The organism is Massilia sp. FBCC-B171, assembly GCF_059134155.1.
Genome location: NZ_CP101443.1, coordinates 4995265 through 5007593, shown reverse-complemented (window position 1 = coordinate 5007593; position 12329 = coordinate 4995265). Strand labels below are relative to the sequence as shown.

The window sequence follows — 12329 nt, the reverse complement described above, 5'->3', positions numbered from 1 at the left end:
GGCTCCCTTCAACGCGGCTGTGCGGGAGGGACCTAAACCGGGTAGACTTCCGCACTGGCAGCCGTTCGCCGATTTTAATTCCAGGAAGTGCTATTGAACTTGCGTGACGATCCCCATACCTGCACCAACGACAGCGATGTCTGCGCACACTGCGGCCAGCCCCTGCCTGATCGCGTCGTGCCGCAGTATGGCGACAAGCGCACGAGCCGCATTGGCCTGACCGTCACGGTCCTGCTCCACCTGTTGCTGGTGGCGCTGTATTTCTACCAGCCGGAAAAGCCCGAGAAAAAAGCCCGCCCGCCCGATGGCGGCGAAGTCGTTTATGTGGCGCCGCTTTCCAAGCCGGCCCAGCCGCCGCCGCAAAAATCCGCCACGCGCACCCCTACGAAACCATCGAAGACGACCCCGCGCCCGACGAGGCCGCGTGTCGAACGCTTGCCCGACACGATTACCTTGCCTGACGAAAAGCCGGTCGAGATCGCCAAAGAGCCGCCGAAGCCGGAAGCCAAGCGCGAGGAAATTCCGCCCGAGATGGACATGGCGGAATACATCGCCAAACGCCGCGCCGCACGCGGTGCGACCGACCCGAGCACCTCGACCGAAGAAAGCGAGTCCGCACGCGGCACCCGCACTGCGCTGGCCAACATCGCGGCGGTCAACCGGCGCGGCCAGGACGACGCCAACGAAAGCGGCGGCGTGTTCTCGATCTCGAACAAAACCTTCCACAGCATGGATTTGAAATTCCGTGGCTGGAACCCGAACTTCAAGCGCCGCTGGCTGACCTCGGTGACGGTGGAGCAGGGTAGCGAGCCGGACGTGGAAACGGCCGTGGTCAAGAAGATGATCGAGCTGATCCGTCGCGAGAAGACCGGCGACTTCGAATGGGATTCCCACCGCATGGGCAAGGTGATCACGATGAGCGCGCGGGTGAAGGATACGGCGGAGTTGCAGGCCTTCTTGATGAGGGAAATGTTCCCGGAGTACAGGCCGCCACCGCCGCCACGCTGACCGGCATTCCCGCCGGCACTGTCACGCATCACGGCCGCCATCGCGGCCTTTTTTTTCCTCGTAAAAACATCACGAATATAATGTCGCCGACGCGGCGTGCACCTTTGCGGTGCGCCATGGATGAGCTGTATTGACGCGTTAGGCTGGGAGCACATGCCCAGCCCTTCGTGCCCACCCCGGGTGCAGGCGGGGCGATCCTCTGCGGAGTATCCCATGACCAAGAAGCTGCCTCCTGCCTTCGATCCTTCACGCCGCGCCACCCTGATCAAGACCGGCGCTGCCCTCGGCGCCACCATGTTGCCGCTCGGCTTTTCTTCGGCACAGCAAGTCCTCCCCGCGCATCGCCCACGCAGTTACCGGCGCTACAATGCCTCGAGTCCCGCAGGCAAGAAGATGCTCAAGTTCTACGCGAAGGCCGTGCGCGCGATGCTGGCGCTGCCGCCCGAAGATCCGCGCAACTGGTATCGCCACGCTATCGTTCACACCCTCGACTGCCCGCACGGCAACTGGTGGTTCCTGCCCTGGCACCGCGGCTACCTCGGCTGGTTCGAGCAGATCTGCCGCGAACTGAGCGGCTACCCGCACTTTGCCTTGCCCTACTGGGACTGGACCGCGGAGCCGAAGGTGCCCGACGCGATGTTCGACGATGTGCTCGATCCGAATCACGAGGCCTACATCCCGACGGCGGCCGACTTCGACAACCGCCTGCGCGCGGCGATCGCCAACTCCGGCTACTGGACCTCGCCCGGCGGCGTCTTCAACCGGCGTTCGCAGTATGCCCAGCTGCTCGGGCGCAGCGTGCGTTTCGAGCAAGACCTGATGTTCGACATCCTGGACGATCCCTCGGGCCGCCTGTTTTATGAGCAGCCGGGCGCGCGCGGCTTGCGCCGCGAGCGTCCCGAGTTCAACGCCGCCACCACCGATTCGGTGGGCAAGGCCACGATCCTGGCCGCGCTCGCCGCGCCCGACTACCCGACCTTCGCCAGCCCGAAAAGCTCGAACCATGGCACCTCCGCCGGCTTCGGCATTCTGGAGGCCAAGCCGCACAATTCGGTGCACCGCTGCGTCGGTTCGCGCGACTGCAATTTCGTCGAAGCGCGCGGCTTCATGACCGACATGCTGTCGCCGGTCGACCCGATCTTCTTCCTTCATCACGGCAACATGGACCGCCTGTGGGACGTGTGGGAGCGCAAGCAGCAGCGCCTCGGCCAGCCGACGCTGCCCGCCGGCGTCGAGCTGCGCACCGACCTGCCGGAAGACAAGAAATCGGCCGAGGAAAAGGCGACCGACTACTACCGCTGGGCACGCGAGCCGCTGCTCTTTTTCGTCGACAGTAAAGGGGCGCCGGTGGCCAAGACCGCGGCCGGCGACTACGCCTCGATGGCGGCGTTCAACTACGACTACGAGCCCGGTTCCGGCGAAGAGGCGGTGCCGCGCACGAACACGCGGCCGCGTTCGCGTCCCGCCGGTCCACGCGTGTTCCCGGGCAAGATCATGCAGCGGCACCTGGCGCGCGAGCAGCCGGCCAGCGCCACGGTGGCGGTGCCGGCCGCGACGCTGGGCGATGCCGTCTCGACCGGCGCCACGCTGGTGGCCAACATCACGCTGCACTTCCACGAGATGGCGCACGACCCGTATGTGGTGGTCCTGAACGGCCCCGATGAACTGCACGAGATCGATGCCTCGAGCCCGTTCTATCTCGGCACCATCATGATGTTCGGCCACCACCGCCACAGCGGCGCGCTCACCTTTGCGCTGCCGCTGGGCCAGAAGCTGAGCGGCCCCAGCACCCAGCGCAGCGACGGCACGCTGCGTGTGCGCATCCTGCCGCTGCACGCGGCGATGGGGCATCACGGCATGGGCGACGCCGGTGCGGTCGAACTGGTGGGGGTGAACGTCGAGGTGTATTGAGTCTCCGCAGGCGTAAAAAAACCGTGCCTCGGCACGGTTTTTTTGGGGCACTTACCGCGTGGGCACGGAGTGCCCACCCTACGAAATGCTGCCCCTGGTAACGATAAAAACTCAGCCGCCAGCCTTCAGTTTGCGTGCCACGTCCAGCGCGAAATAGGTCAGCACGCCATCGGCGCCGGCGCGTTTGAAGGCCATCATCGATTCCATCATCACCTTGTCGTGATCGAGCCAGCCGTTCTGCGCGGCCGCCTTGATCATCGCGTACTCGCCGCTGACCTGGTAAGCGAAGGTCGGCACCTTGAACTCGTCTTTTACACGGCGCACCACGTCCAGGTAGGGCATGCCGGGCTTGACCATCACCATGTCGGCGCCCTCGGCAAGGTCCAGCGCCACTTCGCGCAAGGCTTCGTCGCTGTTGGCCGGGTCCATCTGGTAGGTGTTCTTGTCGGCCTTGCCGAGGTTCGCGCTTGATCCGACCGCATCGCGGAAGGGGCCGTAGAAGGCCGAGGCATACTTCGCCGAATAGGCCATCAGGCGCGTGTGGATGAAACCGCGTTCTTCCAGCGCAGTGCGAATCGCGCCCATGCGGCCATCCATCATGTCGGATGGGGCGACGATGTCGACGCCGGCTTCGGCCTGGGCCAGCGCCTGCTTGATCAGCATGGCGATCGTCTTTTCGTTGACGATGTAGCCGTTTTCGTCCGGCAAGCCGTCCTGGCCATGGGTCGTGAACGGGTCGAGCGCGACGTCGGTCAGGATGCCCAGCTGCGGGAAGTTTTTCTTCAAGGCCCGCACGGCGCGCGGCACCAGGCCGTCGGGATTGGTCGCCTCGATGCCGTCATAGGTTTTCAGCGACGCATCGATCACCGGGAACAGCGCCAGCACCGGAATCCCGAGCGCCACGCATTCTTCGGCCACACCCATCAGGATATCGACCGACACGCGTTCCACGCCCGGCATCGACGCCACCTGCTGGCGCTGGTTCTCGCCGTCGAGGATGAAGACCGGATAGATCAGGTCCGCGGCGGTGAGGGTGTTTTCGCGCATCATGGCGCGCGAGAACGGGTCGCGGCGCATGCGGCGCATGCGGGTGGCGGGGTACTGGCCGGTAATGATGGAAGACATCGTGGTCGCTTTCTTTCAGGATTGGTCGGGGGCCCTGCTGCTGTCGTCAGGTTCTTGTTGTTCGTCGCTGCCGCCATCGGTCGCATCGTCGATTTCCGGCTCTTCGATATCGAGTCCCACCAGCGACTGGATCTTGGCGTCCGCTTCCTCGATGCCGATGCGTTTCAAGGCCGAGAACAATTGCACCGTGAACGGGAAGCCTTCGCCATCCTCATCGACATAGCTCTCCAGCACGCCCTTGGCTTCGCGCAGCACATTGGCCTGCTCGTTGCGGTTGAGCTTGTCGGCCTTGGTGAGGATGCAGTGGATTGGTTTGCCGGTCGGGGCGAACCATTCGAGCATTTGCGTGTCGAGGTCGGTAAACGGGCGGCGCGAGTCCATGATCAGAACCAGGGCAGCCAATTGCTCGCGGCGCTGGACGTAGTCGCCCAGCAGCTTTTGCCAGTGCAGCTTGGCATTGCCCGACACTTCGGCATAGCCATAGCCCGGCAAGTCGACCAGCAGGCAGCGGATTTCATCGACGATGGTCGGGTCCTTGCGGTGCTGGCCCACATGGGCGCCGCCGATCGAGAAATAATTGATGTGCTGGGTACGGCCAGGGGTCTTGGACGCGAACGCCAGACCCTTCTGATTGGTGAGAATGTTGATCGCGGTCGACTTGCCCGCGTTGGAACGGCCGGCAAAGGCGATCTCGGGCACGACGGTGTTGGGAAGATCGCGCAGTTGATTGACGGTCGTGAAGAAGCGGGCTTGCCAGAGTTTGGACATGGGGGAGAGGTGAAAAAGGCAATGAAATGAAGCAATAAGGAAACAAAGCTATTGTACAATAAGGGGTTGTCAAGGGCGTTAGTAGGCCGCTATATATCAAATTGTTTTCGACTTTTTCAGGGTGCTCGAATGAATCGTGTGTCTGTTTCGTCCGCTAACGCGGTGTTCGTGAAATCGTTGTTGGTTGCAAGCCTGGCGCTGGGCGGCATTGCCGGCGCGGCCGAAGCGCAGCGCCCCGCAAAACCCGACGCCGCCAAAGGCGCCACCCTGTACGACAGCGGCGACGCCGCACGCGGCTTGCCGGCCTGCCTGTCCTGTCACGGCGCCAACGGCAATTCGACCATGGCGGCCAATCCCAAGCTGTCGAACCAGATCGAAGCCTATACCCACAAGCAGCTGGTCGACTTCACGACGCCGCAGCGTGTGAATCCGGTCATGACCACCTACGCCAAGATGCTCACCGACGAGGAAAAGCGCAATGTCGCCGCCTATCTCGCCGTGCAGAAAACCAAGCAGGGCGCCGCCAAGAACAAGGACACGGTCGAACTGGGCCGCAAGATCTACCGTGGCGGCCTTGCCGAGAAGGGCGTTGCCGCCTGCGCCAGCTGCCACGGCGCCGCTGCCAACGGGATTCCGAACCAGTACCCGCGCCTGGCCGGCCAGCACCAGGATTACACGACCGCCCAGCTGATGGCCTTCCGCGCAGGCGGACGCACCAACAGCGCGCAGATGACGACGCTGGCCCAGCGCATGTCCGACGCCGAGATGAAAGCCGTGGCCGACTACATCGCCGGCCTGCGTTAAATTATCGGCTTGACCTAAGTACCCGAAGGGCGACAGCGCAAGCTGGCGCCCTTTTTGCTGGAAGTTGGCAGAACCATGAGCACCACCGGAATCGAACTCAAGACCCGCCGCCGCAGCCTGGCCGACCTCGTCGAGCTGATCTCGTCGATGCGCTTCGCGATCAGCCTGCTGATGATCCTGGCGATCGCCGCCATCATCGGCACCGTGCTGCGCCAGAGCGACATCATGCCGAACTACGTGAACCAGTTCGGCCCGTTCTGGTACGAAGTGTTCCGCAAATTCGGCCTGTACACGGTGTACACCACCTGGTGGTTCCTGGCGATCCTGCTGGTGCTGATCGTCTCGACCAGCCTGTGCCTGATCCGCAACGCGCCGAAAATGATGAAGGACATGCGCAGCTGGCGCGATTCGGTGCGCGAAGAATCCCTGCGTAATTTCCACCATAAAAGCGAGTGGACGGCGCCGCTCGACGCCGCCGCGCTGGCCCAGCAAAGCGCGCTGCGCCTGGGCCATGACGGTTATAAAGTCAAAATCGTCGAAAAGGAACACGGCATCCTGGTGGCGGCCAAGAAGGGCGCCGGCAACAAGTTCGGCTATATCTTCGCGCACACGGCCATCATCGTCATCCTGTTGGGCGGCATGCTCGATTCCGAATTGCCGATCAAATTACAGCAATGGTTCCTCGGCAAAACGCCTTACAGCGGCGGCGGCCTGATTTCGGCCGTGCCCGTCCAGCACCGCCTCTCCGTCAACAACCCGACTTACCGCGGCAATATCCTGCTGGCCGAAGGGCAGACCGGACGCGTGGCTTCGATCGCGCAGGCCAGCGGCACGCTGCTGCAGGAACTGCCGTTCGATCTGGAGTTAAAGAAATTCCACATCGAGTTCTATTCGACCGGCATGCCCAAGCTGTTCGCCAGCGACGTCGTCGTGCACGACCGCGAGGAGAATAAAACCTTCCCGGCCACGATCAAGGTGAACGAGCCGCTGATCTACAAGGGCGTGGCCGTCTACCAGTCGAGCTTCGAGGATGGCGGCAGCCGCATGAAGCTGACCGGCTTCCCGATGGCGGGCAGCGAGATGAAGGCTTTTCCGATTGCCGGCGAAGTCAATGGCGCCACCGAACTGAAAGCGGCCGGCACCACGTATTCCGTCGAATGGTCCGGCTTCCGCCCGTTCAACGTCGAGAACATCGCCGGCAACGACGTGCGCGCGGTCACCAAGGCCCAGTCGCTCAACGAGCAGCTGAGCGCGACGCTGGGCAAGGCTTCCGGCTCGGCCGGCAAGCACGCCGACAACAAGGACCTGAAAAACGTCGGCCCCAGCGTGCAGTACAAATTGCGCGACCAGACGGGCCAGGCGAAAGAATTCCTGAACTACATGCAGCCGGTGACGCTCGAAGGTTCCCAGGTGTATCTGGCCGGCGTGCGCACCAGCCCTTCGGAGGCCTTCCGCTTCCTGCGCATTCCGGCCGACGACACCTATGGCGTGCGCGAATGGATGCGCCTGCGCGCGGCCCTCGCCGACCCGGCCTTGCGTGCCGAGGCGGCGCGCCGCTATGCCACACGCACCATGGCGCAGGGGCAGCAGGGCGGGGCGGGCTTTGCCGACCAGCTGCGCGAATCGGCCGAGCGCACGCTGGGCATGTTCGCCGGCGACGGCACGCCGGGCGGCTTTGTCGCGGTGGCCCAGTTCCTCGAAAAAATTCCGGCGGCCGAGCAGGAAAAGGCGGCGGCCGTCTTCATCAAGATGCTCAACGGCGTGCTGTGGGATTTGTGGCAGGCCGCGCGCGCCAAGGATGGCCAGGCCCCGATCGAAGGCAACGACACCCATGCGCGCTTCCTGCAACTGGCGACGAATGCCTTGTCGGACAGCTTCTTCTACGGCGCACCGGTCTATCTGCAGCTCGACGAATTTGTTGAAGTCAAAGCCTCGGTGCTGCAGGTGACGCGTTCGCCCGGCAAGAAGATCGTCTATCTTGGCTGCGTGCTGCTGATCGCGGGTATCTTTGCGATGTTCTATATTCGCGAGCGGCGCCTGTGGGTCTGGGTGCGCAATCAGGAGGGCGGCGCGCACGCCCTGATGGCAATGAGTACCCAGCGCAAGACGCTGGATTTCGAAAAAGAGTTCGCCGAGCTGGCAGCCAAGCTGCCGCAATCGGCGTAAGCTGGCAGCGCTGCCGAGACAACAAAGGTACTGGAGACTAAGCATGGAAGCAACCCAACCGAAACCAGGCGCGATCTACAAGGAAGCGCCCGGCTATTTCCGCCGCCTGACGGCAATCGACTGGCTCTTCGGCGCCGGCCTGCTGGCCGCGGTGCTGTTCGCCCTGAACCGCTACGCCGGCTACATGGACGGCTACGAGCGCGCCATCCTGCTGCTCACAGCCCCGACCTTCGCCGCGCTGGGCTGGCACTGGAAGCCGGTGCGCTGGCTGATCCCGGTCGTGGCCCTGCTGTCGCTGTGGGCCATTTCCCTGTACGGCGGTTCGCTGGCCGCTGCCGAACAAAAGTTTTTCCTCAAATACATGCTCTCGAGCCAGTCCGCCATCCTGTGGATGAGCGCGCTGTTCGCCTTCTCGACCGTGTTCTACTGGATCGGCTTGCTGGCACGCTCCGACGCGGGCACGGCGATCGGTTCGCGCCTGTGCTGGGCCGCCGTGGTGCTCGGCTTTAGCGGCATGATGGTGCGCTGGTTCGAAAGCTACCTGATCGGCGCCGACGTCGGCCACATCCCGGTCTCGAATTTGTATGAAGTGTTCATCCTGTTCGCGATGATCACGGCCCTGTTCTACCTGTATTACGAAGAGCGCTACGCCACGCGCCAGCTGGGCGCGTTTGTCCTCCTGATCATCGGCGCGGCGGTGGCCTTCCTGCTCTGGTACACGGTCTCGCGCGACGCCGCCGCCATCCAGCCGCTGGTGCCGGCCCTGCAAAGCTGGTGGATGAAGATCCACGTGCCGGCCAACTTCATCGGCTATGGCACCTTCGCCCTGGCCGCGATGGTGGGAACGGCTTATTTGCTGAAATCGCACGGCATCCTGGCCGACCGCCTGCCGCCGCTCGAAGTGCTCGACGACGTCATGTACAAGTCGATTTCGGTCGGCTTCGCCTTCTTCACGGTGGCGACCATCCTCGGCGCGCTGTGGGCGGCCGAAGCCTGGGGCGGCTACTGGTCGTGGGATCCGAAAGAGACCTGGGCCCTGATCGTCTGGCTCAATTACGCGGCCTGGCTGCACATGCGTTTGATGTCCGGCCTGCGCGGGCGTGTGGCGGCCTGGTGGTCGGTCATCGGCCTCTTGGTGACCACATTTGCCTTCCTGGGCGTGAATATGTTCCTGTCGGGCCTGCATTCCTACGGCGAACTGTAACGTGATGTAAAAAGGCGCATCCCGGGCAAGCCAATTTGACGAAATCGTGTATCTTTGACTAGTCAATTGCCTGGAGTTAGCGATGCTCATCAAATCCTCCCGCGACGGGGTCAATCCCCCGTCGTCGTCCGAAATCACGCCGCGCGAGGTGTACGAAGAGCGGCGCAAGTTCATCGCCCGCATGGCGCTGGGTGCCGCCGCCGGCAGCGCCCTGTGGGAAATGGCCAACCGTGAAGCCTTCGCCCAGACCCCGGCAGGGCAGAAGCTCGCGGCACGTGCCAATCCCGCCCTGTCGACCAAAGAGCCACGCACCGCATTCAAGGATGCGACCGGCTACAACAATTACTATGAATTCGGCCTCGACAAGGGCGACCCGGCCGACAACGCCCATACCCTGAAAACGCGGCCCTGGACGGTGTCGATCGAAGGCGAGATCAAGAAGCCGATGCGGCTCGATATCGACAGCCTCACAAAATTGGCGCCGCTCGAGGAGCGTGTCTACCGGCTGCGCTGCGTCGAAGGCTGGTCGATGGTCATTCCCTGGGTCGGCTATTCGCTGTCGAATTTAATCAAACACGTCGAGCCGAACGGCAACGCGAAATACGTCGAATTCACGACCCTGGCCGACCCGAAACAGATGCCCGGCCTGCGCAGTCCCGTGCTCGACTGGCCTTATGTGGAAGGCCTGCGCCTGGACGAGGCCATGCACCCGCTGGCGCTGCTCACCGTCGGCATGTATGGCCAGGTGCTGCCGAACCAGAACGGCGCGCCTGTGCGCCTTGTCGTGCCCTGGAAATACGGTTTTAAATCCGCCAAGTCGATCGTGCGCATCCGCTTTACGCGCGACCAGCCGAAAACGGCCTGGAACGTCTCGGCCCCCTCCGAATACGGTTTCTATTCGAACGTGAACCCGCAGGTCGACCACCCGCGCTGGTCGCAGGCGAGCGAACGCCGGATCGGCGAAGACGGCTTCTTCAAGAAAAAGCGCGCAACCCTGATGTTCAACGGCTACCCGGAAGTCGCGTCCCTGTATGCGGGCATGGACCTGAAAAAGTTCTTCTGAACGATGGCGTTCAATCCTTCGCCCAAGCAAATCTCATTGATCAAGAGCGCCGTGTTCATCGCGGCGCTGCTGCCTTTTCTGTGGGGCCTGTGGCTGGTGCTGCGCCAGGTGCCGGTCGATCCGCTCGAATACATCACCCACGAAACGGGCGACTGGGCTTTGTATTTGCTGTGCATCACGCTGGCCGTGACGCCGCTGCGCCGCCTGACTGGCTGGAACTGGCTGGTGAAACTGCGGCGCATGCTGGGGCTGTTCACCTTTTTTTATGCGCTGCTGCACTTCATCGCCTTCCTCTGGTTCGACCACTTTTTCGATGTCGCCGCCATGCTGGTTGACGTCGCCAAACGGCCCTTCATCCTGGTCGGATTTACTGCCTTCGTGCTCCTGATCCCGCTCGCTGCGACCAGCACCAACGCCATGATCAAGTGCCTGGGCGGCAAGCGCTGGCAATGGCTGCACCGCCTCATCTACCTGATCGCGCCGCTGGTGGTGCTGCATTTCTGGTGGATGAAGGCGGCCAAGAACAACCTGGCGCAGCCGGCGCTGTTCGCGGCGATCGTGATCATGCTGCTGGGGATGCGGGTGTACTGGAGCCGGGTCAAGGCACATGGGTAGTGCGCGCCTAGGGCGGCTGGCTTATACATACACGCGGAAACGTTTAGTAGCATTCCTTACCGGTGTGAGTGACCTGTTGAGTCCGATTCACGGTGTAATGGCCTCACTGCAGTCCCACCGCGACATCGAGAGGAAGCACCATGAAAACCAAACTGATCGCATCCGTACTGATCGCCCTGACCATGGCCGCCAGCGGCAGCGCTTTCGCCCAACGCGGCGACTACGGCAACGATCGTTACGATAACGACCGCAACGGCAGGACCGAGCAGCGCGACAATGACCGCGGTGACCGTAATGACCGCTACGACCGTCACGACCGCAATGACCGCTACGACCGTCACGACCGCAATGACCGCAACGGCCGTTACTACAACGCGCAGAACTTCCGGCGCGACGACTACCGCGGCGGCGGCCCCCGCCACGACCTGCGCCGCGGCCAGCGCCTGAGCCAGGAATACCGTGGCAACCGCTACGTGGTCAGCGACTGGCGCGCCCGCCGCCTGAGCGCGCCGCCGCGTGGCCATCACTGGGTCCAGGCCGGCAACGACTACGTGCTCGCCGCAGTTGCTACCGGCATCATTGCCCAGATCCTGCTGAGCAATTAAGCCACCGCCGTAAAAACAAAAGCCGTGCCATCGGAAGATGGCACGGCTTTTTCGCATGCCGCAGCGTGGGTACTCCGTGACCACGCGATTCGTACGTGTCTCGCATATGCGGCGCCGATTGGCCGGTTAGCGTACGAGCGGCGCGTCGGCCGTGGGTGAAAGCATGTGTAGATACTGTTACAGCGCCAAGGTGGCCAAGGTTTGGTCCGGGTGCCAGGGACTGCTGTAATGTCCACGGCCGATTGCGGATCTATGCCACCGGGCCTGCTCCATTCATCATCTCATGGGAACAGTGTTGAAATAGTGCTGCAGCACCAGGAGCACCGCTGCCAGGGTCAAGGCGCCGGCACAGAAATTAAAGATTTTCACGAGTCTGTTTGCGGTTTGCCGTTCTGGCCAAGTCGCACTGATAAACGTGATTAAGAAATGCAGCCCCATTACGATTGCGAAAAGCTTTACTGGCAAAGGCTTGGTAGAGACAAATCCAAATGCGGCGAACATTAGCACCAGCAAAAGCAGAAGGAAAGAAGTAAAAGCTGACCAGATGGTTTTCATAAAAATTTTCAATGTTCAGGCTACGAGAGTGCGCAGCAGTTGTTCTTAATGGTCGAGATGCAGGAGTACAGGGGGGCACGCTGTTGCGCCTGATCTCATCCTGAGAGAGCCAAGCAGGAGCTAGGAAGCGAAGGGTCAGCTAGCGCGGAAACCGGCTAAGGCTTTGGGGAAGCAACAATAGTCAGTTTTACGGATCGCGGCTTCCGCCTACCTGCACTTTTATAGCCGCTTTTTCGTTGACCTTCGTGATCAAGGTACTAGTACTTACAACACTTAAACCTTTGAACACTTTGCCGGCAAACAGTATACCGTGACGAGATCGGCCACTTCCCGCTTATGGTTGTGGTCTGTGGTAACAAAGCTAGAAACTATCCAGTAGATGGTAATCATCAGAGGAATTATCCCCAATAGCATGAGAACGTTTGCAGTTATAACTGTTTTTGTGTGGGTCATCGTTGCAAGAATACCAGCCAATGAAATGGAAAAATACGCACATAGTCACACT

At 62.1% G+C, this 12329-nt stretch carries 11 protein-coding genes; 8 read left to right on the top strand and 3 right to left on the bottom strand.

Annotated elements, in window-relative coordinates; all coding sequences use genetic code 11:
• Positions 1–93 precede the first annotated feature (93 nt).
• Both NMB41_RS22650 and NMB41_RS22645 read left to right on the top strand, forming a co-directional pair.
• The gene (locus tag NMB41_RS22650; protein WP_494380024.1) at positions 94–1008 is read left to right on the top strand and encodes a hypothetical protein; all 915 of its coding nucleotides are present in this window, start codon (positions 94–96) and stop codon (positions 1006–1008) included.
• A 213-nt stretch (positions 1009–1221) separates the two neighbouring features.
• The gene (locus NMB41_RS22645) at positions 1222–2919 is read left to right on the top strand and encodes a tyrosinase family protein (RefSeq protein WP_494380023.1); all 1698 of its coding nucleotides are present in this window, start codon (positions 1222–1224) and stop codon (positions 2917–2919) included.
• Between the two features lie 111 nt (positions 2920–3030).
• Here NMB41_RS22645 and hemB read toward each other — a convergent pair whose 3' ends face one another.
• Together hemB and yihA are read right to left on the bottom strand one after the other, a co-directional pair.
• Positions 3031–4044 carry a porphobilinogen synthase gene (hemB, locus tag NMB41_RS22640; RefSeq protein ID WP_494380022.1) on the bottom strand — a complete coding sequence of 338 codons (1014 nt, stop codon included), beginning with the start codon at positions 4042–4044 and terminating at the stop codon, positions 3031–3033.
• Between the two features lie 15 nt (positions 4045–4059).
• Positions 4060–4812, bottom strand: a complete 753-nt coding sequence (gene yihA / locus NMB41_RS22635; RefSeq protein WP_494380021.1) for a ribosome biogenesis GTP-binding protein YihA/YsxC — start codon at positions 4810–4812, stop codon at positions 4060–4062.
• 129 nt (positions 4813–4941) lie between these two features.
• On the opposite strand from yihA, the gene NMB41_RS22630 reads away from it, so the two are divergent.
• The 6 genes from NMB41_RS22630 to NMB41_RS22605 all read left to right on the top strand — a co-directional run bounded on the left by NMB41_RS22630 (position 4942) and on the right by NMB41_RS22605 (position 11269).
• Positions 4942–5616: a c-type cytochrome gene (locus tag NMB41_RS22630; protein WP_494380020.1), complete on the top strand. Its 675-nt coding sequence runs from the start codon at positions 4942–4944 to the stop codon at positions 5614–5616.
• A gap of 75 nt (positions 5617–5691) precedes the next feature.
• Positions 5692–7782, top strand: a complete 2091-nt coding sequence (locus NMB41_RS22625; RefSeq protein ID WP_494380019.1) for a cytochrome c biogenesis protein ResB — start codon at positions 5692–5694, stop codon at positions 7780–7782.
• 43 nt (positions 7783–7825) lie between these two features.
• A complete protein-coding gene (ccsB, locus tag NMB41_RS22620) occupies positions 7826–8986 on the top strand; it encodes a c-type cytochrome biogenesis protein CcsB (RefSeq protein WP_494380018.1) in 1161 nt (386 codons plus the stop codon).
• 82 nt (positions 8987–9068) lie between these two features.
• Positions 9069–10049: a protein-methionine-sulfoxide reductase catalytic subunit MsrP gene (gene msrP / locus NMB41_RS22615; RefSeq protein ID WP_494380017.1), complete on the top strand. Its 981-nt coding sequence runs from the start codon at positions 9069–9071 to the stop codon at positions 10047–10049.
• Between the two features lie 3 nt (positions 10050–10052).
• Complete coding sequence (msrQ, locus tag NMB41_RS22610; protein ID WP_494380016.1) at positions 10053–10664, top strand: protein-methionine-sulfoxide reductase heme-binding subunit MsrQ; 612 nt, start codon at positions 10053–10055, stop codon at positions 10662–10664.
• Between the two features lie 140 nt (positions 10665–10804).
• Complete coding sequence (locus NMB41_RS22605; RefSeq protein WP_494380015.1) at positions 10805–11269, top strand: RcnB family protein; 465 nt, start codon at positions 10805–10807, stop codon at positions 11267–11269.
• Between the two features lie 276 nt (positions 11270–11545).
• Here NMB41_RS22605 and NMB41_RS22600 read toward each other — a convergent pair whose 3' ends face one another.
• Positions 11546–11824 carry a hypothetical protein gene (locus NMB41_RS22600; protein WP_494380014.1) on the bottom strand — a complete coding sequence of 93 codons (279 nt, stop codon included), beginning with the start codon at positions 11822–11824 and terminating at the stop codon, positions 11546–11548.
• Positions 11825–12329 lie beyond the last annotated feature (505 nt).